Annotated in this window: 17 protein-coding genes; 5 read left to right on the top strand and 12 right to left on the bottom strand. The window is 62.3% G+C overall.

The features are described from left to right. Positions 1-70 precede the first annotated feature (70 nt). Positions 71-895 carry an AraC family transcriptional regulator gene (locus ACIQUI_RS18380; protein ID WP_403201229.1) on the bottom strand — a complete coding sequence of 275 codons (825 nt, stop codon included), beginning with the start codon at positions 893-895 and terminating at the stop codon, positions 71-73. A gap of 18 nt (positions 896-913) precedes the next feature. Beyond that, complete coding sequence (locus ACIQUI_RS18375; protein ID WP_403201226.1) at positions 914-1,357, bottom strand: acetyltransferase; 444 nt, start codon at positions 1,355-1,357, stop codon at positions 914-916. Between the two features lie 401 nt (positions 1,358-1,758). Here ACIQUI_RS18375 and ACIQUI_RS18370 point away from each other — a divergent pair, with 401 nt between their 5' ends. Both ACIQUI_RS18370 and ACIQUI_RS18365 read left to right on the top strand, forming a co-directional pair. Further along, positions 1,759-2,685, top strand: a complete 927-nt coding sequence (locus ACIQUI_RS18370; RefSeq protein ID WP_403201223.1) for a LysR substrate-binding domain-containing protein — start codon at positions 1,759-1,761, stop codon at positions 2,683-2,685. A gap of 105 nt (positions 2,686-2,790) precedes the next feature. Beyond that, positions 2,791-3,846, top strand: coding sequence for an NAD(P)-dependent alcohol dehydrogenase (locus ACIQUI_RS18365; RefSeq protein WP_403201221.1), 1,056 nt, complete (start codon positions 2,791-2,793; stop codon positions 3,844-3,846). Positions 3,847-3,924: 78 nt separating this feature from the next. Here the strand turns inward: ACIQUI_RS18365 and ACIQUI_RS18360 are convergent, their stop codons facing one another. From ACIQUI_RS18360 to lysA, 8 genes are all read right to left on the bottom strand, one after another. Beyond that, positions 3,925-4,350 carry an NUDIX domain-containing protein gene (locus ACIQUI_RS18360; RefSeq protein ID WP_403201218.1) on the bottom strand — a complete coding sequence of 142 codons (426 nt, stop codon included), beginning with the start codon at positions 4,348-4,350 and terminating at the stop codon, positions 3,925-3,927. Between the two features lie 210 nt (positions 4,351-4,560). After that, a complete protein-coding gene (locus tag ACIQUI_RS18355) occupies positions 4,561-5,076 on the bottom strand; it encodes an HIT family protein (protein ID WP_403201215.1) in 516 nt (171 codons plus the stop codon). A 70-nt stretch (positions 5,077-5,146) separates the two neighbouring features. After that, entirely contained in the window at positions 5,147-6,265 is a 1,119-nt protein-coding gene (locus ACIQUI_RS18350; RefSeq protein ID WP_403201212.1) for a DUF6708 domain-containing protein, read from the bottom strand. Then, positions 6,265-8,943, bottom strand: coding sequence for a T6SS effector BTH_I2691 family protein (locus ACIQUI_RS18345; protein ID WP_403201371.1), 2,679 nt, complete (start codon positions 8,941-8,943; stop codon positions 6,265-6,267). Before ACIQUI_RS18345 ends, ACIQUI_RS18350 begins: the two co-directional genes overlap by 1 nt. 304 nt (positions 8,944-9,247) lie before the next feature. After that, positions 9,248-11,734, bottom strand: coding sequence for a TonB-dependent siderophore receptor (locus tag ACIQUI_RS18340; RefSeq protein ID WP_403201209.1), 2,487 nt, complete (start codon positions 11,732-11,734; stop codon positions 9,248-9,250). A 111-nt stretch (positions 11,735-11,845) separates the two neighbouring features. Next, the gene (locus ACIQUI_RS18335) at positions 11,846-12,781 is read right to left on the bottom strand and encodes a FecR domain-containing protein (protein ID WP_403201206.1); all 936 of its coding nucleotides are present in this window, start codon (positions 12,779-12,781) and stop codon (positions 11,846-11,848) included. Positions 12,782-12,786: 5 nt separating this feature from the next. Further along, positions 12,787-13,287 (bottom strand): sigma-70 family RNA polymerase sigma factor, encoded by a 501-nt coding sequence (locus ACIQUI_RS18330; RefSeq protein WP_391136273.1) that lies wholly within the window; start codon positions 13,285-13,287, stop codon positions 12,787-12,789. 186 nt (positions 13,288-13,473) lie between these two features. Next, a complete protein-coding gene (gene lysA, locus ACIQUI_RS18325) occupies positions 13,474-14,706 on the bottom strand; it encodes a diaminopimelate decarboxylase (protein ID WP_403201203.1) in 1,233 nt (410 codons plus the stop codon). A gap of 123 nt (positions 14,707-14,829) precedes the next feature. On the opposite strand from lysA, the gene ACIQUI_RS18320 reads away from it, so the two are divergent. Beyond that, positions 14,830-15,735 (top strand): LysR family transcriptional regulator, encoded by a 906-nt coding sequence (locus ACIQUI_RS18320; RefSeq protein ID WP_403201202.1) that lies wholly within the window; start codon positions 14,830-14,832, stop codon positions 15,733-15,735. A 113-nt stretch (positions 15,736-15,848) separates the two neighbouring features. Here ACIQUI_RS18320 and ACIQUI_RS18315 read toward each other — a convergent pair whose 3' ends face one another. Beyond that, entirely contained in the window at positions 15,849-16,202 is a 354-nt protein-coding gene (locus ACIQUI_RS18315; protein WP_403201200.1) for a hypothetical protein, read from the bottom strand. A 78-nt stretch (positions 16,203-16,280) separates the two neighbouring features. On the opposite strand from ACIQUI_RS18315, the gene ACIQUI_RS18310 reads away from it, so the two are divergent. Then, the gene (locus ACIQUI_RS18310; RefSeq protein WP_391136284.1) at positions 16,281-16,415 is read left to right on the top strand and encodes a hypothetical protein; all 135 of its coding nucleotides are present in this window, start codon (positions 16,281-16,283) and stop codon (positions 16,413-16,415) included. A 61-nt stretch (positions 16,416-16,476) separates the two neighbouring features. Then, positions 16,477-21,342, top strand: a complete 4,866-nt coding sequence (locus tag ACIQUI_RS18305; protein ID WP_403201197.1) for an NAD-glutamate dehydrogenase — start codon at positions 16,477-16,479, stop codon at positions 21,340-21,342. Between the two features lie 166 nt (positions 21,343-21,508). Here the strand turns inward: ACIQUI_RS18305 and ACIQUI_RS18300 are convergent, their stop codons facing one another. After that, positions 21,509-22,327: a pyruvate, water dikinase regulatory protein gene (locus ACIQUI_RS18300; RefSeq protein WP_403201195.1), complete on the bottom strand. Its 819-nt coding sequence runs from the start codon at positions 22,325-22,327 to the stop codon at positions 21,509-21,511. Positions 22,328-22,429: the final 102 nt, after the last annotated feature.

The raw sequence follows: 22,429 nt of genomic DNA, 5'->3' as shown, positions 1-22,429 counted from the left end.
GCCTATCCTCCTCGGCAAGCCTGGTTCTTGTACGATCCTGCAAGTCAGCGTTCGGACGTGTGGGGGGATCTCAGCGGGCAGCGCGCAAACGCTCCAGCCATCGTAAGGGCGGTACACCATAGCAGCGGCTGAAATGCCGGTTCATATGGCTCTGGTCGTGGAAGCCCGCGGCCAGCGCGGCATCCACCAGGCTGAACCCGTCGAGGATCAGGCTGCGGAACCGGTCCAGGCGTCGCAGGGTGACAAAGCGATAGGGACTGGTGCCGTAGAGGGTGCGAAAGTCCCGCGACAGGCTCCAGCGCTCGCGGCCGCTGGCCTGTTCCAGCATGTCCAGCGTTATGTTGGTATGCAGGTGCTCCATGATGAATGCCCGGGCGCGCTCGGCGGCGTGGTAATCCAGGCGTTTGCGCCCACGGGGCTTGCCGGCGACTGCTTGCAGGGCCATGGCCAGGTCGTACAGGGCGTCCTGCTCCTCCAGCGGCTCCAGCGAATGCTCTACAGCCTGCACAAAGGCTTCGCTGGCGTGGTACAGGCGCGGGTCGCTGGACAGGCCGCCGGCAACGAAGGGCAGGGGTTGGCCACCCAGCACGTTCTGGATCAGTGCCGGGTCGACGTAGGCCATGCGGTAGCGAAACCCTGCCTCGGTACCGGCCATGCCGTCATGCAGTTCGTCAGGGTGCAGTACCAAGGTATTGCCAGGCACGCCGTGGCGTAGCGCCCCCTTGTAATGGAAGCTTTGAACGCCCGCGAGGGTGCGGCCGATGGAGTAGGTGTCGTGCCGGTGCGGGTCATAGCCGTGGCTGCCGAACCAGGCTTCGATGCGCTCGATCCCGCCCGGCTGGGCGCTGCGAATGACCCAGTCGGACGGTGGCTTGGGGGAGGTTTTGCGGTCCATCGCGGTATGTATTCCTGATCACGCCTTGGTGGGCAAGCTCATGTGCAGTAACGGGAATGGCCGGCCTTCGCCATCCAGTGGTGAGCGGCCTGTCTGGATGAAACCGTAATGCTGGTAGAAGCCCACAGCTTGCGGGTTTTGCTCGTTGACGTCGACGCTCATTGCAGTGCGCGATTGGTGGCCGAAGTCCAGCAGCGCGCGGCCGATGCCTTGCCCATGAAGGTCGGGGTCGACGAAGAGCATTTCCACATGATGTTCGTTGAAGCCGATGAAGCCCTGCGGCTGGTCATCCGTGTCGACTGCTACCCACAACTCGACGGCCGGGAAGTAGATATCGCGCAGTTGTGGCAGCAACGCGTCGATGTCGGCGGGTTGCAGAAAGTGGTGCGTCGCGCGCACGGCGCGCAGCCAGATGTCGAGCAGCTGCGGGTGGTCGGCAGCGATGCCTTGGCGAATGATCATGAGGTCATCCTGAATGTATTGATGGCGGGTGGGCGCGCCAGTGAGTGGCGGCCATGCAAGGGTCGGCATCATGAATGACCGCTTCGCGAATCAACGCCTGGGCGGTGCACGGCAGGGAGGCCGGAAGGGAAGAGGCGGGAAGAGTACCCGGATTGTGTTGTGTGGGGCAACGCAGCCTGAGTCTGGCTTTGGAAAATAGGTTGCCAGTACCGGCCCCTTCGCGGGTGAACCCGCTCCCACAGGTACAGCGCTGCCCTCAAACTGGGCGCGGTGCCTGTGGGAGCGGGTTCACCCGCGAAAGGGCCGACGCCAACGGTACAAGCCCGCACCTTTGACGCGACCAGGATTACTGCCAATGCTGCAACCGTACCCGCAAAACAAGCATGGTCCCGGGAGCGCCAATGAACCGAAACGAACTGCGCAAAGCCGATATCAACCTGATGGTGGTGTTCGAAGCCCTCATGCAAGAGCGCAATCTCACCCGTGCGGCAGAAAAACTGTTCATCGCCCAACCCACGGTCAGCGCCGCACTGGCCAGGTTGCGGGCGATGTTCAACGACCCGTTGCTGATCCGCGTGGGCAACCGCATGCAACCTTCGGCCAGGGCAGAAGAGGTGATCAAGCACCTCACCCCGGCGCTGGATGCGATGTCCATTGCCCTCAGCCTGTCCCACGATTTTGACCCGGCCACCAGCAACATGACGTTCCGTATCGGTTTGTCCGACGACGTGGAGTCGGGCTTGCTGCCGCCACTGCTGCGGGCCCTGCGCGTAGAGGCGCCGAATGTGGTGGTGGTTGTGCAGCATGTGGATTACTGGCGCATTCCAGACTTGCTGGCAGCGGGCGATGTAACGGTGGGCATCAGCCAGACCAAGGGGCTGCCGGCCAACGCCAAACGCAAGGTGCTGCGTACCCTGCAGGGCAGGGTAGTACGGGCCGACAAGTCAGCAACGCCCTTGACGCTGGATGAGTTCTGCTCCCGCCCGCACGTTCAGGTATCGCCTACTGCCAATACGCAGGGCGTGGTCGATGAGTGGCTGAAAGAGGTCGGCCGCGAACGCAAGGTGGTGCTGTCGGTGCCGCAGTTCAGTTCGTTGCCCGCGATTCTGGCAGGTACCGACCTGCTCGCCTGCTGCCCGGATTACGCCGCGCAAGGCATGGAGCGCTGGGGCAACCTGCAGGCCGAGACGCTGCCATTCGAGGCGCCTGCGCTGGAACTGGCCATGGTCTGGTTGAGTACCACCGACAGCGACCCTGCCGAACGCTGGTTGCGTAGCCGCCTGGAGCAGTACATGGGCGGGGAGCGCGAAGTGGCTGTCGGGCTCTAGCTGCGACTGCCTGCAGGATCAGGCAAGCATTGCACGGGATCACGCTACTGCTCGGCGCATGTCGACCGGGAGAATGGTCCTCACCACATGCAGGAGGGTCGAAACATGCTCGTCAATGCTTACGGCGCACACGCTGGTAACCAGCCTTTGCAACCACTGCGCATCACTCGCCGCGCGCCAGGCGCTCACGATGTCCAGATCGATATCGCGTTCTGCGGCATCTGCCATTCCGACCTGCACCAGGTGCGCTCGGAGTGGGAAGGCACTCAGTACCCGTGTGTGCCCGGCCATGAAATCGTCGGTCGGGTGACGGCGGTAGGGGCGCACGTTGCCACCTTCAAACCGGGCGACCTGGTCGGTATCGGTTGTATCGTCGACAGTTGCAAGCACTGCGCCGACTGCGACGAGGGCCTGGAAAACTACTGCGACGGCATGGTCGGTACTTACAACTTCCCGACCGCCGACGCCCCTGGCTGGACGCAGGGTGGCTATTCACAGGCAATCGTCGTGCATGAGCGCTATGTGCTGCGCATCCGCCATCCGGAGGCACAACTGGCTGCTGTTGCCCCGTTGCTGTGTGCGGGCATTACCACTTATTCACCGCTGCGCCACTGGCAGGCCGGCCCGGGCAAGAAAGTGGGCGTGGTCGGCATTGGTGGCCTGGGCCACATGGGCATCAAGCTGGCGCACGCCATGGGCGCGCATGTGGTGGCGTTCACAACGTCGCCGGGCAAGCGCGACGCGGCGCTGCAACTGGGGGCCGATGAAGTGGTGGTATCGCGCAACCCGCAAGAAATGGCCGCTCACCTCAAAAGCTTCGATTTCATCCTGAACACCGTCGCTGCGCCCCATGACCTGGATGCCTTCATGGTGTTGCTCAAGCGTGATGGTGCCATGACGCTTGTCGGCGCACCGGCCACACCGCACGCCGCGCCCAACGTATTCAACCTGATCATGAAGCGCCGCACGCTGGCCGGCTCGATGATTGGCGGCATCGCGCAAACCCAGGAGATGCTCGACTTCTGTGCCGAGCACGGCATCGTTGCCGATATCGAGCTGATACAGGCCGGGGAAATCAACGAGGCCTACGAGCGCATGCTACGGGGGGAGGTGAAGTACCGCTTCGTGATCGACAACGCCAGCCTGGATGCACCACGGTAAGGTGGAACAGCCGTTGGCCCTTGCGCGGTTCAGCAAGGTCCTGGCCTTGCGTGAGCGCTTGCGTCATCACCTGGTGCATCAGTGGGTGCGCGGGTTGCTCTGGAGCTTGTCGCACAAATAGTCCAAGGCCCGCTGAAAGACCGGGTGGCAATCGCTGTGGGGCAGGTTGTCGAGGGTGGCCCAGAAGAATGTGAACAGGTGGCCATGATCATCCTGGGTCTGGTGGGACCACTGCTCGGGCAGGGCATCCTCCACCTGGCACAGGTGAAACGACCACACCTGGCCAAGATGCTCTGCATCCCAGCAGCCCAGGTCTTGAACAACCTGGGCGTTGGCGATGCCGGACTCTTCACTCAGTTCACGCAGGGCGGCCGTGGCGGGTGTTTCACCCTTTTCGATGGTGCCTTTCACCAGTTGCACACCGGCCAGCGGGTGGCGGAACAGCAGGATTTTTCGAGGCAGCGTGGATGAAAGGACTACGGGGCAGGCCTTGTTGGAGCGCATGGGTGATTTCCATATCAGCTAATAGATTCCTGTGGGAGCGGGCGCGCCCGCGAAACATGCGACGCAGTGGATGGCACCGGCTCTGCCGGTGTTCGCGGGCTTGCCCGCTCCCACAGAGATTGCACGAGCTTGAAGATTTTGAATAAGGCAGTTGCTCCCACAGGGACAGCGGTGCGCTCACGGGCTTTGCTTTCTGCGCGACAGCGGGGACTACAAGATTTTTTGATCTCCTGCCGGGAATGCCCTGCGCAACAAGGCAATGGCCTCATCCACCGAGCACCCTTGTACCGCTGGCGGCTCAGGGCGCTCACAAAACTCGCGCCAGATGAACAGCGTCAATTCGGCACCATCAGTCTGCGGCTGCGCGACTTCCGTCCAGCCGAACGCTTGCAGCACCCGGTATCGCTCATCTGCCCAGAACAGCGCTTCGACCCAAGGGTAGACAGGGATGAAATGAAAGTGAATGGCGTACCCCGCGTCGTGGCCGTACCGGCCAATGTACAAACGCGCCGGTTGCAATTGCGCCTCCATCACCTGCTGCGTATGCGCCATGAGGATACCCAGTTCGGCCTGGGCCTCCGTAGGCAGGGCTGCCAGTGAGTTGACCGGTGCGCGTGCGCTGAGCATCAGGTAACCGGGCAGCGCGCTGTTCATGCGGTGGTTCAGCACCCAGTGTCGGGTCTGGTGGATGATGAAGCGGGGAGGGATCTCTGTCTTCGCCTGCATTCGCGCCTTCCTATGGCAAAGCGGGCAGGTTACCCCAGGGCCGGTAACCTGTCGCGATGCCATGAGGCGTTTACTGAGGCACGCTGCGCTTGCGCGTTTTATTCGTTGGGCGCTTGCCAGTTTTGAGTTGCCATCGGTCGGCGTTGGCGAGCAGGCGCTCTTGAACGGCTGGCGGGTAGTCGCTCAGGGTTGTTACCGGTGGCACGGGTTTGCCAGGCATGCCGGCCTCGCGGATCACCTTTGGCCAGCGTGGCCGCCAGCACAGCAGCAGGCTGAGCCAGTGGCCGGTACCGACGATGACGAAGGCGGGCCAGACCATGAGCAGGACGACCTTGAACAGCCAGCTGCTTTTGCGGAAGAAGCGGCCAAGGCCCTCAAACTGGGCGCTGAAGGCCTGGACGGGTGAGGGTAGCTGGGTGCTCAGGCGAGGGCGGGGGACTGCGTGTGGGCCTTCTTCCATGTAGCGGCGGATGAACTCCCATTCATCACGGAGTTCGCTGCCGCCTTGGCCTTGTTTGCCGAGTAGGGCCATTTCCATGTGCGGCAGGCCCGTGCGGCTGGGGTGCCAGACAAGGCCGAGTCGCATACCGAGGCTAAGAGAGTCATCCTCTGGGTTGATGGCTGTGCTTCCGGTTGTTTTCCATGGGAAAGTTACGATGCCGCCACAGTAGCTGGGTCGGTGGAGGTGGACCTGTTGAGTTTTTCGATTGAAGCGAATGAGTAGGTGACGGCTTGTCAGCATTTCCAGCCGGCTGAGCTTTATCCCGTACTTTGAATAGAAATACATTGCTGACCCTGAAGCCAGGGCCAGTGCAATAGCCAATATGACTGTCAAAAACGAGCTGGACTCTGGCTGGGTGAAGTCAAGCCAAATAGATCCGCCGGATATGATAGTGCCGAATGCTATGCCGGGGAGCACTCCACCTAGCGTGACTAATGTAATGAGGCCGCGTTTCTCTTCCGACCCGCCACAGCGCATATCCATGAATGTTTCATTGAATGCATAAACAGGGCCGCGTACGAGAGGGCTTTCGCTGACGCAATGGAAGTGTATTTCTTCGTCCAGGTCAGCCTCATGAAAGTCATTCCTTGTGCGCTTCTCTGCGGGCGTCATCTCGGCTTCATACGCTTTCCGAGCAGTCTCTGACTCAGTTGCCATTTGCCAGAAACCCCATTCAATCAGATACATTATAGAACCTCCCTGAAAGCTGAATGCAGGGCGCTCAGCTCATCGTGCTCCAGGTAAGGCTTGGAGTTTTTTTCGATCCGAAAGCTGCAGCGTTTGCACCATTTTTCTAAGGCATCATCTTCAAAAAAATAAATTATGAGTGTGAGTGCGAGACCCACCCAAAAGGCGCCGAGTACCAAGCGCGCAAGTAGCAGGCGAGCTGCTTGTGCTCCCAGTTTTTTTGCAAGCTCTCCCATGGAGGTGGTCAGCATCTTCACAATTTTGCTTTTAGCACTGTGAGAAAGATGATCAAACAAGGGTTTTGCTAACGCAATTGCTGTTCCTACTTCTGCCAGGGAGAGTGTGATGGTTGCCAGTGCGCGCGTTGCGTATGCTAATGCCAGCGTTCTGCTTTTGTTCGTGCCCTGTCCGGTAGGTTCGTGTTGGCGGTATTTAAAGTTTCCGGCTGCGTCGGCAAAGTCCCACCACGCTAATACCAGTCCCCCAGTGCCAGCCAGACCAGCCCCCCACAACCTCAACCTTCCCAATGTCGCTGCTGCCCCTTTCCCGGTCACACTCTTCGCGCCATATCGGGTTGCTACCTGATCCACATAGCTGGCTCCGACTTCAAAGCCCGCCGCAGCCGTGGTCATCGCGGCTGCCAAGAGTTCGGTCTTCACCCGCGTATCACTGTCAGGAAGCTCGCGGGCCTTGAACGCCATCAGCATGCCTTCCAGCAGGCAGACCAGACCGGCGGCACGCACTTTGTAGAAGTCACTCTTCTTACCGTCTGCCTGCATCAAGCCTTCAGCCCAGGCCTGATCCAGATAGCGTGCAACCTGGCCACCGCTGCGTTGTGGATCAATGGCGTGCCCGCTACGCGCAGCTTCGCCCAGACGAATGTCGATCGCAGTCTCATGCACCGACGCAAACAACGTCAGCCGCAGGCCATGGTGCAGCGCCCGGTCGGCACTGTTGGGTGCTCCGGTACGCAGTACCTGTCGCCCAAGCGCCACATACCACGCATGCAGGCCGATACTGGCGGTGTTGTTACGCTTTTGCAGTTCCTCGTACAGCGAGTTGATACGCCCGAAGGCATTTGCGGCGATGTGCGCTTGCCGGGCGAGCGCTTCGCGCAGCATGAAGGATGATTCTGCGGGTGGTTCGGCCTTGGCGGCCTCAATCAGCGCCGCAAGCTCTTCCTGGATATCGTCCTGGTTGTAGCTGATGCCGCGTAGCGCCAGGTTGCCCCGGTCGGCCACGTCACTGCGCCACCAGTGGTCCAGCACTTTCGTGCCCCAGTCACTCAACTCCATGCCGATCACGCACTGGCCGGTCTGCTCGGCAAAGGCCAGGCCGCTGATCAGGTCGGCGTTGTCGTAGCGGTCCAGCGCTTGCAGCAAGCGTTCGCTGATCACCCAGCGGGCATGGTCCTTGGCGCGGTCTTCGGCGGCTTGCTGAGCGTGTTGCATGGCCTGCTCGAAACCGTCGAGCTGATCGTGCATGGCCTGGCGGTCGACCAGGTGGCCGTACTTCTGGTCGAACTTCTTGCTGAACTCCCCGGCCTCTTGCCGGACTTGTACCTTGACGCGGACGTCGCGCTCGAACTGCGCCAGGTGGGGCTTCATGCGTTCGTCGTGTGCATCAGCCTGTTGCCTGGCCCGTTCGGAAAACGCGTAGATTTCCGCATGTACGTAAGGTTGGTTGCGTACGTTTTCAGCCATGACTTCGCGCTTGACGATCTGCTCGGCCATCATCTGCGGGTAGAGCTTCTCGATCTCCAGAAACGACTGCGCGACCAGCAGTTTGCGCTCGTTGTCCACGCCGGGTTCCACGGTGCGTTCCAGCCACAGGGTCTTCACATCATCGACCGCGGCATTGCGCCAGGCATTGAGCTCCTGGGTAATGCCGATGGCGTCTTCGATCACGATGGCGGCGCCACGGGGTTTGGTCTGGTTTAGCAGCGGTGCCAGGGCTTGCCGCGAGGCGTGGGGCGAGACGATCTGGTCGTTGTTGAAGGGTTGCAGGTCCAGCAGCGCTTGCAGATCGGCATCGTTCTCGGCCTTGAAGTCGGCTACCCAACTCAGTTGATCGTGCTTGAGGACGTGGGGCTGCGGCGGGGCCTCGGAAGGCTGGATGAAACGGGCGATATCGATGGCGGGCAGGCTGTTGCGGTACTCGTCCTCAAGCAGGCGGTAGTTGTCGAGCATCCGCGGGGTGAGCGGAGAAGGGCTGAACAGCGGTCGCAGTTCCTGGATATCGTCGAGGTCGTAGAGGGTGATGGTCCAGCCGAAGCTGCGGATGATGTCGTCCAGGTTGCCGGCGAGGGGGGCGGGCTCCCAGGGCGCGTCGGCGCTGATGTATTGCAGCGAGCCGTTGGGTGCGACGCGGTACTGGCTGTGCCACTCGTAGGCCGCTGCGCTGTGGCGCTTGATCAGCAGGTAGAGAAAGCCTTCGCGCAGCGGGCGGATGGCGTAGCTGGAGTGGGTCATCTCGCCGACGTCCTGGAAGGGGCTGAGATAGCCCGGCAGTTTGGGCAGGCGAGCGCGTTGCGCCGGGTTGCCGCCGACGGCGGCGTAGCGCAGGGGCAGCAACTCGAAGCGGCGGGTGCAGTCGGCGACGGGGCTGTTGCGCAGGGCGGGGCGGTAGCCGGTGGTGATGCGCCGGCACAGTTCGAGGGTTTCGTTCAGTGAGTCCATGGGTGTGCTCCAGCGAGCAGGGATGATCATCAAATGCATGCAACGCGCTGCATTCGACCCGAATCCGGACCCTAGCGAGGAATCACTTCTTGCAGGAGCTTTGCGCTTCCGATACATACGTAGGAAGTTTCTGAAAACGCAGCAGCATTGACTTCGTTGGGTGTTTTCACCGGCTGTCACGTCAACGAAGCGGTTTTCGTTACGCCACGGCAAGGCAGTTTGAGAGCCCACCTGATTGGTTTTTATTGGCGGCGTGGTCGCGAAAGGGCCGTCAGGCGGCCCAAACGCATTCGGGGCAATTACTTCAGAACGCCCCTTGCAACGTCACCATGAAGTTACGCGGTTCGCCATAGAAGTTGCCCCACGCCGGCGCGCCGATGGTGGCGTAGTACTTCTTGTCGAACAGGTTGTTGCCATTGAGGGCCACGGTCCAGTTCTGGTCCAGGCGGTACTGCACGCGGCCGTTCCACACGGTATAGCCGGCCTGCTCGACACGGGTACCGCGGGTAGTGCGGAAGTTTTCGCTCTGGCTGTTCAGGCCGGCGCCAAGCGTCCAGCGTTCAAGTGCGCCGCCCAGTTGGTAGTCACCCCACACCTTGAGCATGTGCCGCGGGATGAAGCTGGAGGTAAAGGTCAGCTCGGTCGGGTCGGTGTCTTCGATGGTTTTCAGGTATTTGGTCTGGGTGTAGGTGTAGCCCGCCAGCAGTTGCAGCCGCTCGATGGGCGAGCCGCTGATTTCGGCTTCGAAACCCTGCGCGCGGACCTTGCCGCTGTCGGTGTAGCAATAGCCGTCGCCTGACGGGCAGGTTTCGATGTAATCGGTTTCTGCGCGGTGATTCTCGATCGTGCGGAACAGGTTGAACGACGTATTCAATGCACCCTCAAGCAGTTCGCCCTTGATGCCGATCTCGTAGTTGGCACCGGTCCTGGGCTGAAGGGGCTGCCTCTGGGCGTTCACTTTGTCGCTCTGCGGTTGGAAAATGTCGGCGTAGCTGGCGTAGGCGGTCCACTGGTCATTCAGGTCGTACAGCACGGCGGCGAACGGTGTGACCTGGCCGTTTTCCTGGCTGCGGTTGTTTACCCAGTATTCATAGCGCTGGGTGTAGGAGTCGCTCTTGTTACGGTACCAGCTCACCCGTGCACCCAGCACCAGGGTCAGTGGTTCTGCCAGTTTCAGGCGCAGGTTGGCGTAGGTGCCGTACTGGGTGGTGGTGGAGTCGGTTGGAATGCTACCGCCACGCAGGGGGCTGACCAGGTAATCAGCCTTCGCCGGGTGAGGGAAGTCTGCCGAGGGGTCGAGCGGATTCTGGCTGCCGCTCAGCGCCATCAGTGCAAAGTAGTCATGGGTTTTCTGGCGGCTGGCGTTGGCACCGATGATCAGTTCGTGCTGCAAGCCGAAGGCTTCGAACTTGCCGTCGACGTAGCTATCGAAGCCGTAGTCGTCCTGGTCGTAGTCGAAGCGCCCGGCATAGCGGCCCATGCTGGCGCTGGTGGCGCCGACCGGTACCGAACCTTCGGAGTAACCGTATTCGATGTTCTGATTGTTGTGGGTGTAGACCGAGGCAAAATTCAGTGTCCAGTCTTCGTTGAAACGGTGCTTGAGATCGGCAAAGCCGGTAATGCGCTGGCTTTGCAGGTCGTTCCAGCTGGCACCCAGGCAAGTGGAGCGGGACAGCTTCAGGTCGCTGCCATCGGCGTAGCGGGGCAGGCCGTGGTAGCACGGCGTGGCATCCACATCCTCGTACGCCAGGCCAAAGCCCAGGGTCGTGTCGGCGCTGACGTCCCAGTCGATGGCACCGTACAGCACCTGGTCCTGGCGCTTGGCGGTGTCGTAGAAGTACTGGCGGTCTTGCAGTGCTGCCACGGCGCGGCCACGCACGGTGCCCGACTCGTTCAGCGGGCCGCCCACATCCACCTGGCCGCGGTAGTTGTCCCAGCTGCCGGCAGACAGGGTGACGATAGTAGCGGCCTTTTCCTGGCCACGCTTGCGTACGAAGTTGACCCCCCCGGCGGAGGAGCCAGAGCCCTTCATCATGCCGGCCGCCCCCTTGAGGATTTCGACGCGGTCATAGAAGGCCATGTCGCTGGAAAAGCTGTTGGCCTGCACGTAGTTGCCGCCCACGTCCAGGGGGACGCCGTCATACTGATACTGGCCGTCGAGGTTGAAGCCACGGGAGTAGAAGTACTTGCCGCCCATGGGTGAGTCGTAAATGGTGATGCCCGGGGTCTTGTCCAGCACCTGTTCAAGCGTGTTGAGGTTCTGGTCGTCGAGCATCTTGCGGGTCATGACGGTGACCGACTGCGGGGTTTCCTTCAGCGTGTGCACACCCTTGCCAATGGTCACGGCGCGGGCGGTGTAAGACTGCGTACCCTCGCTGGTCGCGTCCAGCCGGTTGGCGTCGATGTTCAGTGGCCCCAGTTCCATCGCTGTGCCGTTGCCTGAAGGCACCAGCACGTAACCGCCATTACCCTGGCGTTGTGCCTGCAAGCCGCTATTGCCCAGCAGGCGCACCAGCCCTTCCTCGACGCTGTAGCTGCCCTCCAGGCCTGCGCTGTTGAGGTTGCGGGTTTGCTGGGTGTCGAACGAAATGGTCACACCCGCCTGCACGCCAAACTGGGTGATGGCGTTGCCCAGCGGGCCAGCGGCGACGTGGTAGGCAGTCTGGCTCTGGGCCATGGCCTGGGCAGGCGTCAGCAGCAGGGCTGGCGCGCTGGCCAGGGATATGCCGAACAACACCAGGCGCACAGCCTGGCTCAGCTTGGTTGCAGGGGGGAGGTGCAGGTGGGGCATTACGTGATCCTTCCGAGTCATGGCAGAGAGCCGCTGTCGTCGCGGCTTGTGTCAGGGACGGACGAGAATCGAAATCAGCAAGATTTCACTGAAAGTTTTTTCACCTGTTGCTCAGGCAGGTTCCACGCTGACCCAGTAGCGGCTCATGTAGCGCACGTTCACGGGCAGGGTTTTCGGCAGGTTGGCCAAGGCGATGTCGGTGTCATCAATGCGGAATGCCCCGGAAATGCTCATGGCCCGGATCGACGGGGCACAACGCAACACGCCTGGCCGATAGCGCCCCAGCTCTTCGATGAAGTCGCCCAGGCGCCAGTCGTTCACGCTCAGCATGCCTTGTAGCCAGGCCGTGGAGTCGGCTGGCAGGGCATGGGCGACGGTGAAATCTTGCGGGTCAAAGCTCGCTTGCTGGCCGGCCTGCAACTGCAGCACGCGGTCCGGGTAGCGCTGTGGACGCAGCTCGACGCTGGCTTGCAGTACCCCCACGCGTGTCTGCTGCGCAAGCTTGCGGACGCTGAACTCGGTACTGCGTGCAAGCACGCTGCCGTCATCGGTGTGCACGATGAGCGGGCGCTGCTGAAGATCGCCGAGCGGGCGCACCAGGATTTCACCCTGGTACAGCCGGATCGTCCGCACTTTCGCATCAAAGCGCACATCCAGCGCGGTACCGACGTTCATTTCCAGTTGCGAGCCATCCTCCAGTTGCACGGCGCGCCGCTCGCCGGTACCGGTACGTTGTTGCGCCATCAGGGCGCGATAGGGCACCTGCCCGGCTGCCAGCCAGCCACCGCCGCCCATGGCCAGCAGCAGGCTCAACACTTTCAGCACATCGCGCCGCTGCGCCTGAGCCGCGCCCAGGCTGGACAGCGCTGCCTGTGGCGGCACCATGGCCCATTGTTGCTGGAGCTTTTCAACGCGGGCCCAGGCCGCGGCATGCTGTGGGCTGGCCTGCAACCATTGCTGCCAGGCGTGGGTACGGGCTGGGTTGCTGTCGCCATCGTTGAGCTGCACGTACCAAGTGGCAGCGGCTTCCAGCGTCTTGATGTCCATACCGTTCAGCCTTCGACAGCCAGCAGGCAGCGGGTCATGGCCTTGATCAGGTGGTTCTTCACCGTGGTGACCGACACGCCGAAGCGCTCGGCCGCGGCGCCGTAGGTCAGGCCTTCCAGCTGCACGGCAAGGAAGATGGCGCGGGTCTTGGTGCCGAGTTCGTCCAACAGGTTGTCCACGGCCACCAGCATTTCGATGATCGACAGGCGTATTTCCGGCGATACCTCCACCGGCTCCGGGCGCAGGGCCAGGGCTTGCAGGTAGGCCTGTTCGATGGTGCGGCGGCGAACCTTGTCGATCAACAGCGAGCGGGCGATGGCGCTGAGGTAGCTGCGTGGCTCGCGGATGGGCAGCTGGTTGCGCGCGGTCATCACCCGCAGGAAGGTGTCGTGTGCCAGGTCGGAGGCATCGGCGGCATTGCCCAGGCGGGCGCGCAGCCAGCCTTTCAGCCAGCTGTTGTTTTCGCTGTACAGCTGGTGCAGGGCCTGGGGATCGAGCGTCGACATGGCGTCAAGACCGCAATATTAATGGGAATTGATCGCATTTTCTCTACAAAGCCAGGCCGAATGCAAGGCTTGTGTGGGAGCGGGCATGCCCGCGAAGAAACCACCGCGGAGTGTGGCACCGGCTCTGCCGGTGTTCGCGGGCGCGCCCGCTCCCACAGGGGCTTGTGCGCGCCTTGAAAGATGAGTTTAGAAACCTGCCTCCAGGCCCAGCAGGTCCTGCACGGTCTGGCGCCGACGGATCATGCGCAGTGCGCCGTTCTCGATCAAAAACTCCGGCAGCAACGGCCGGCTGTTGTAGTTCGACGACATCGACGCGCCATAGGCCCCGGCATCGTGAATCACCAGCAAATCGCCCACCTGTGCCTGGGGCAGTTCTTGCGGGGTCAGCTCCTGGTCATCCTGGGTGAACACGTCACCCGATTCACACAATGGCCCGGCCACTACGGTCGGTTGCCGTGGGCGGTCCACCGGCTGGCCGTTGGCGTCGAGCAGGGTCATGCCGTGGTAGGCGCCGTACATGGCCGGGCGCATCAGGTCGTTGAAGCCGGCGTCGATCATGACGAAGGTATTGCGGCCCACCTGCTTCACAGCACGCACTTCGGCCACCAGGTAGCCCGATTCCGCGACCAGGAAGCGCCCGGGCTCGATTTCCATGCGCACCGGGTGGCCGAGCATCGCTTCGATTTCCTTGCGCGCCACAGCCCAGGTCTGGGCGTAACGTTGCAGGTCGACCGGCTTATCGGTGCTGCGGTACGGGGTGGACAGCCCGCCGCCGATGGAAAACACCTCGATATCCACGCCCAGGCGGCCGATCAGCTCGATCATCGAGCGGGCCACCTGCTCCAGGTGCTGGTAATCCACCCCGGAGCCGATGTGCATGTGCACGCCCACCAGGTGCAGGCCATGGGCCTTGATCACCGCCAGCGCTTCGTCCAGCTCTTCATGCCAGATGCCGTGCTTGCTGTTTTCGCCGCCGGTATTGGTCTTGCGGCTGTGGCCATGGCCGAAGCCCGGGTTGATGCGAATCCACACGCGGTGACCGGGCGAGCGTTCACCCAGTTGGCGCAGCATGTCGATGGAGCCGGCGTTGACTTCGATCTTTTCTGCCACCACCCGCTCCAGGGTTGGCCGGTCCAGCGCGTCGCAGGTCAATACCACGCCGGCCGGGTCGCCCTCGACGCTGGCACCTGCTGCAAAGGCCCGCTCCATCTCGCCCAGCGACACCGCGTCCAGCACCAGGCCGTGGGCGCGCATCAGGCGCAGCACATGCAGGTTGGGGTTGGCTTTCTGGGCGAAGCGCACGGTGTCGAACACCTTCAATTGCTCGACACGTTCGGCGATGGTGCTGGCGTCATACGCCCACAGCGGCGAGCCGTGCTGGCGTACAGCCTCGGCCAGGAGGGAGAAGGGTGCGGTCATGGTGGCACTACTCATTTAAAGAAGACCACGAGCATGCGCTAACGCAGGAATTCAGAAAAATAGCTATTTTTCTGTAAGTCATTCATATCTGATATACCCACAGTCGACTCATCAGGTGCCCCCGTGAAACTGTCCGTCCGCCATATCGAAGTGTTCCGCGCCATCATGGCCGCTGGCAGCGTCACCGGTGCGGCACGCCTGCTGTTCACCTCGCAGCCCACGGTCAGCCGTGAGCTGGCGCGGCTGGAACAGGTAACCGGGTTGAACCTGTTCGAGCGCGAGGGCGGGCGCCTGGTGGCGACAGCCCAGGCGCTGCTGTTGATCGAAGAGGTCGAGCGCGCCTACGTGGGGCTGGAGCGGATCGACCGCTTTGCCCAGGCCATTCGCAATTTCGAGCAGGGCCGGCTGGCAATCACCTGCCTGCCACTGTTTTCCCAGACCCTGCTGCCCAAGGCCTGCCAGCGCTTCCATCAACAGCACCGGGGCGTGAGCGTGAGCATCCTGGCACAGGAGTCGCCGTTGCTGGAGGAGTCACTGGTGGCCCAGCAGCATGACCTTGGCCTGACCGAGGTCGAACAGATACCGCGCGGCGCCTATGGCGAACTGTTGTTCAGCGCCAACATGGTGTGCGTGTTGCCCGAGCATCACCCGTTGCAGGCCAGGGCCGAACTGGAGCTGAGCGACTTTCACGAGGTGGACTTCATCAACCTGGCCAGCCTGGACACCTACCGCCAGCGCCTGGACCAGCACTTTCGCGCGGCGGGGGTGAACCGCCGCACGGTGATCGAAACCACCAGTGCCGCCTCGGTGTGCGCCATGGTCAGGCAAGGGTTGGGGGTGGCGATCATCAACCCGCTGAGCGGGCTGGAGGCGGCGCAGGGCGGGTTACCGATCCGCAGGTTGCGGGTGTCGGTGCCGTACCAGGTGATGCTGATCAGGCCGGATCACAGGCCTGCTTCGGCGGCAGTGGAGCCGTTTTGTGAGGCGCTGCGGGCGCAGGCTAAAGAGATGCAACAAGCGCTGGCCTGATCACTGTGGGAGCGGGCAAGCCCGCGAAGCAGGCGACGCGGTGGATGGCACCGGCTTTGCCGGTGTTCGCGGGCATGCCCGCTCCCACAGAGACCGCGCTGGTGTTCAGTCAATCACAGCTCGCAAACGAAGGTGCCAGTCCCGGCCAGGATGTTCTCCAGGGTTTCCTTCACTTCATCCAGGTCGCTCAGGTCGCTGGTCAGGTTGATCTCCAGCACCTCGTCGCCCTTCAGTGCATCGCGGTCGCCGGCCGCCACTTCGATCAGCAGGCGCTTGGCGCCCAGGGTCACTTTCAGGCCGTCCAGGGTCGATGGCTCGTCATCCAGGGTCAGGTCGACGGTGTCTTCGTCCGGGTAGCGGGTAAGCAGAAACATCTGACCCTTGTCGCTGTGGCAGCACAGGGTCGCCATGTTGTCTTCCTCGTCATCGCAAGGGGTGGCGAAGAGCAGGGCGGTGTTGATTTGCATAAGCAGGCTCGGATCAAAGGAAACGGAAGGGAATTCTGACAGTCTTGGCTACATGCATAAACGTAAAGTTACCGCCCCTTGACCGAAATTGTCGCAGCGCTGCAAGCCTTGATGACCGATCAGTCGTTAAGCTTCGCCCAGCCCTGGGCGTGCCTGCGCACGTTCAACGTCTGGTTTTTACCGTCCGCCTTGCCACGGGTTGGCTATCGTTGATCCGTACACGGCGCACGCAGCGACGCTTCAACTATTACAAAGCCCAAGCGGAGTACCACAGATGGCGTTCTTCACCGCAGCCAGCAAAGCCGACTTCCAGCATCAACTGCAAGCGGCCCTGGCGCAGCACATCAGCGAACAGTCCCTGCCACAAGTGACGCTGTTCGCCGAGCAGTTCTTCGGCATCATCTCTCTGGACGAACTCACCCAACGCAGGCTTTCCGACCTGGCCGGCTGCACCCTGTCAGCCTGGCGCATCATCGAGCGTTTCGACCCCGAATACCCGCAAGTGCGCGTGTACAACCCCGATTACGAACGCAATGGCTGGCAGTCGACCCACACGGTGGTCGAAGTGCTGCACCACGACCTGCCGTTCCTGGTCGACTCGGTGCGCACCGAGCTCAACCGCCGTGGCTACAGCATCCACACCCTGCAAACCACTGTGCTCAGCGTGCGCCGTGGCGCCAAGGGCGAGTTGCTGGAACTGCTGCCCAAGGGTACCCAGGGCGAGGGTGTGTGCCACGAGTCGCTGATGTACCTGGAGATCGACCGCTGCGCCAATGCCGCCGAGCTGACCGTGCTGGCCCGCGAGATCGAGCAGGTGCTGGCTGAGGTGCGGGTAGCCGTCGCCGACTTCGAACCGATGAAAGCCAAGCTGCGCGAAGTGGTGGCGCAGGTGGAACAGACCGCCTTCGGTCCTGCCCAGAACGAGAAGGGCGAGGTCAAGGCCTTCCTCGAATGGCTGCTGGACAACCACTTCACCTTCCTGGGCTATGAAGAGTTCACCGTCAAGGGCGACGCCGATGGCGGCCAGATGGTCTACGACGAGCAGTCGTTCCTTGGCCTGCCGCGCCGTCTGCGCGTGGGCCTTACGGCCGAAGAGCTGCGCATCGAAGACTATGCCGTGGCCTACCTCAACGAGCCGCTGCTGCTGTCGTTCGCCAAGGCCGCGCTGCCCAGCCGCGTGCACCGCCCGGCCTACCCGGACTACGTGTCGATCCGCCAGCTGGACGCCGACGGCAAGGTCATCAAGGAGCACCGCTTCATGGGCCTGTACACCTCGTCGGTGTATGGCGAAAGCGTGCATGCCATCCCCTATATCCGCGTGAAAGTGGCCGAAGTCGAGCGCCGCTCGGGCTTCGACCCCAAGGCTCACCTGGGCAAGGAACTGGCCCAGGTACTGGAGGTGCTGCCACGCGACGACCTGTTCCAGACGCCAATCGACGAGCTGTTCACCACCGTCATGGCCATCGTGCAGATCCAGGAGCGCAACAAGATTCGCGTGTTCCTGCGCAAGGACCCGTACGGCCGCTTCTGCTACTGCCTGGCCTACGTACCGCGGGAAATCTATTCCACCGAAGTGCGGCAGAAGATCCAGCAGGTACTGATGGAGCGCCTGAAGGCCAGCGACTGTGAGTTCTGGACATTCTTCTCCGAGTCGGTGCTGGCCCGTGTGCAACTGATTCTGCGGGTAGACCCGAAAAACCGCATCGACATCGACCCGCAGCAACTGGAGCGCGAAGTGGTCCAGGCCTGCCGCTCGTGGCATGACGACTACTCGGCGCTGGTGGTGGAGAACTTCGGCGAAGCCCAGGGCACCAACATCCTCGCCGACTTCCCCAAAGGCTTCCCGGCCGGCTACCGTGAGCGCTTCGCTGCGCACTCGGCAGTGGTCGACCTGCAACATGTGCTGAACCTGTCGGAAAGCAAGCCGCTGGCGATGAGCTTCTACCAGCCGCTGACCCAGGTGGGCGAGCGTATCCTGCACTGCAAGCTGTACCACGCCGACACCCCGCTGGCGCTGTCCGATGTGCTGCCGATCCTGGAAAACCTCGGCCTGCGCGTGCTTGGCGAGTTCCCCTACCGCCTGCGCCATGCCAGCGGCCGGGAGTACTGGATTCACGACTTCGCCTTTACCTACAGCGAAGGCCTGAGCCTGGATATCCAGCAGCTCAACGACACGTTGCAGGATGCCTTCATCCACATCGTGGGTGGCGATGCCGAGAACGACGCGTTCAACCGCCTGGTGCTCACCGCCGGCCTGCCATGGCGCGACGTGGCGCTGCTGCGCGCCTACGCCCGTTACCTGAAGCAGATCCGCCTGGGCTTCGACCTGGGTTACATCGCCAGCACCCTGAACAACCACACCGACATCGCCCGCGAGCTGACCCGGTTGTTCAAGACCCGCTTCTACCTGGCGCGCAAGCTCACCCAGGACGACCTGGATGACAAGCAGCTACGCCTGGAACAAGCGATCCTGACCGCATTGGACGACGTGCAGGTACTCAACGAAGACCGCATCCTGCGTCGCTACCTGGACCTGATCAAGGCCACCCTGCGTACCAACTTCTACCAGCCGGACGCCAACGGCCAGAACAAGTCGTACTTCAGCTTCAAGTTCAACCCCAAGCTGATCCCCGAACTGCCCAAACCGGTGCCCAAGTTCGAAATCTTTGTCTATTCGCCGCGCGTCGAGGGCGTTCACCTGCGCTTTGGCAACGTTGCCCGCGGCGGCCTGCGCTGGTCTGACCGTGAAGAAGACTTCCGCACCGAAGTGCTGGGCCTGGTAAAAGCCCAGCAGGTGAAGAACTCGGTCATCGTGCCGGTCGGTGCCAAGGGTGGTTTCCTGCCGCGCCGTCTGCCGCTGGGCGGCAGCCGTGACGAGATCGCCGCCGAAGGCGTGGCGTGCTACCGCATCTTCATTTCCGGCCTGCTCGACATCACCGACAACCTGAAGGACGGTGGCGTGGTGCCGCCGGCCAACGTGGTGCGTCATGACGATGACGACCCGTACCTGGTGGTGGCGGCCGACAAGGGCACCGCAACCTTCTCCGACATCGCCAACGGCATTGCCATCGATTACGGCTTCTGGCTGGGCGACGCCTTTGCCTCGGGCGGCTCGGCCGGCTACGACCACAAGAAGATGGGCATTACCGCACGCGGCGCCTGGGTGGGCGTGCAGCGTCACTTCCGCGAGCGCGGCATCAACGTGCAGGAAGACCCGATTACCGTCATCGGCGTGGGCGACATGGCTGGCGACGTGTTCGGCAACGGCCTGCTGATGTCCGACAAGCTGCAACTGGTGGCGGCGTTCAACCACCTGCACATCTTCATCGACCCCAACCCGGAGCCTGCGTCCAGCTTTGCCGAGCGCAAGCGCCTGTTCGACCTGCCGCGCTCGGCCTGGAGCGATTACGACACCAGCATCATGTCTGAAGGCGGCGGCATCTTCCCGCGCAGTGCCAAAAGCATCGCCATCAGCCCGCAGATGAAAGAACGCTTTGCCATCGAAGCCGACCGGCTAACCCCCACCGAGCTGCTCAACGCGCTGCTCAAGGCCCCGGTGGACCTGCTGTGGAATGGCGGCATCGGTACCTACGTGAAGGCCAGCACCGAAAGCCACGCGGATGTCGGCGACAAGGCCAACGATGCGCTGCGGGTAAACGGTAACGAACTGCGCTGCAAGGTGGTGGGCGAGGGCGGCAACCTGGGCATGACCCAGCTCGGTCGGGTCGAGTTCGGCCTGAACGGCGGCGCCACCAACACCGACTTCATCGACAACGCCGGCGGCGTGGACTGTTCCGACCACGAGGTCAACATCAAGATCCTGCTCAATGAAGTGGTGCAGGGTGGCGACATGACCGAGAAGCAGCGCAACCAGCTGCTGGGCAGCATGACCGACGAAGTCGGCAACCTGGTGCTGGGCAACAACTACAAGCAGACCCAGGCGCTGTCGCTGGCAGCCCGCCGCGCCCGCGAGCGGATCGCCGAGTACAAGCGCCTGATGGCCGACCTGGAAGCCCGTGGCAAGCTGGACCGCGCCATCGAGTTCCTGCCTTCCGAGGAGCAACTGGTGGAACGCCTGGCCGCCGGCCAGGGCCTGACCCGCGCCGAGCTGTCGGTGCTGATCTCGTACAGCAAGATCGACCTCAAGGAGCAACTGCTCAAGTCGCTGGTGCCGGACGACGACTACCTGACCCGCGACATGGAAACCGCGTTCCCGCCGTCGCTGGTCAGCAAGTTCGCCGAGGCCATGCGCCGTCACCGCCTGAAGCGCGAAATCGTCAGCACCCAGATCGCCAACGACCTGGTCAACAACATGGGCATCACCTTCGTCCAGCGCCTGAAGGAGTCGACTGGCATGAGCCCTGCCAACGTGGCCGGGGCCTATGTGATCGTGCGCGACATCTTCCACCTGCCGCACTGGTTCCGCCAGATCGAGGCCCTGGACTACCAGGTGCCGGCAGAAATCCAGCTGACCCTGATGGACGAGCTGATGCGCCTGGGCCGCCGTGCCACGCGCTGGTTCCTGCGTAGCCGCCGCAACGAGCAGGACGCCGGGCGTGACACCGCGCATTTCGGGCCGAAGATCGCCCAGCTGGGGCTCAAGCTCGATGAGCTGCTGGAAGGGCCGACCCGCGAACGCTGGATGGTGCGTTACCAGGGCTTTGTCGAGGCCGGCGTGCCGGAGTTGCTGGCGCGCATGGTGGCCGGTACCAGCCACCTGTACACCTTGCTGCCGATCATCGAAGCGGCCGACGTGACGGGTCATGACCCGGCGCAGGTGGCCAAGGCGTTCTTCGCCGTGGGCAGCTCGCTGGACCTGACCTGGTACTTGCAGGAAATCAGCAACCTGCCGGTGGAAAACAACTGGCAGGCGCTGGCCCGCGAAGCCTTCCGCGACGACATCGACCTGCAGCAGCGGGCAATCACCATCTCGGTATTGCAGATGGCCGATGCGCCTGAAGACATGGACGCCCGCGTGGCGCTGTGGGCCGAGCAGCATCGGGTGATGGTGGAACGCTGGCGCGCCATGCTGGACGACCTGCGCAATGCCACCGGGACCGACTATGCGATGTACGCGGTGGCCAATCGCGAGCTGGTCGACCTGGCCATGAGCGGGCAGGCGGCGGTGGTGCCGTCCTGAGGCCTTTAGTGAGGTAAAAGAAAGCCCCGGCAGCGATGCCGGGGCTTTTTTGTACTCCTGTGCTGGCCTCTTCGCGGGCATGCCCGCTCCCACAGGTCCTTCACCAACCTGAACCCTGCGCGATACCTGTGGGAGCGGGCGTGCCCGCGAAGAGGCCGGTGCAGGCTTACTTGAACCGCCGCTCCACGCCTTTCTCCACCAGGATCTTCGCCGAAATCTCCTCCACCGAAAAATGCGTGGAATTGATGTTGGGAATGTTTTCCCGGCGGAACAGGTTCTCCACCTCGCGCACTTCGAACTCGCACTGGGCAAAGCTGGAGTAGCGGCTGTTGGGCTTGCGCTCATGGCGGATGGCGGTGAGGCGGTCGGGGTCGATGGTCAGGCCGAACAGCTTGCTGTGGTGCTTTTTCAGCACAGCCGGCAGTTGCAGGCGCTCCATGTCGTCTTCGGTCAGCGGATAGTTGGCCGCGCGGATGCCGAACTGCATGGCCATGTACAGGCAGGTAGGGGTCTTGCCGCAGCGTGATACACCCACCAGGATCAAGTCGGCCTTGTCGTAGTAATGGGTGCGTGCGCCATCGTCGTTGTCCAGGGCGAAATTCACCGCCTCGATGCGTTCCATATAGTTGGAATTACCGCCAATCGAGTGCGATTTACCCACGGAATACGACGAATGGGCAGTCAATTCCTGCTCGAGCGGGGATAAAAACGAAGAAAAGATGTCGATCATGAAGCCATTCGACGTTGCCAGGATCTCGCGAATGTCCTGGTTGACGATGGTGTCGAAGATGATCGGGCGTACCCCGTCACGCTCGGCCGCAGCGTTGATTTGCAGGACCATGGTCCGCGCTTTGTCCGGCGAATCGATGTACGGGCGGGTGAATTTGTTGAACGGAATGCTCTCGAATTGCGCGAGCAAACTCTGGCCCAGGGTTTCGGCAGTGATACCGGTGCCGTCGGAGATGAAGAACGCGGTTCGTTTCATTTGCGATCTGGGCCTTAAGCTGATGAAGATTCTTGGATATGATAAGTTCGGTTTGCCGAATGCGGCTGTCGTCATTCTGCCACATTTGCAGAGCCTATTTTC

Source organism: Pseudomonas sp. NPDC090592, from assembly GCF_044769185.1.
Taxonomy (GTDB): domain Bacteria; phylum Pseudomonadota; class Gammaproteobacteria; order Pseudomonadales; family Pseudomonadaceae; genus Aquipseudomonas.
Note: the sequence above shows the minus strand (reverse complement) of the source record. Positions and strands in the feature narration are given on the sequence as shown.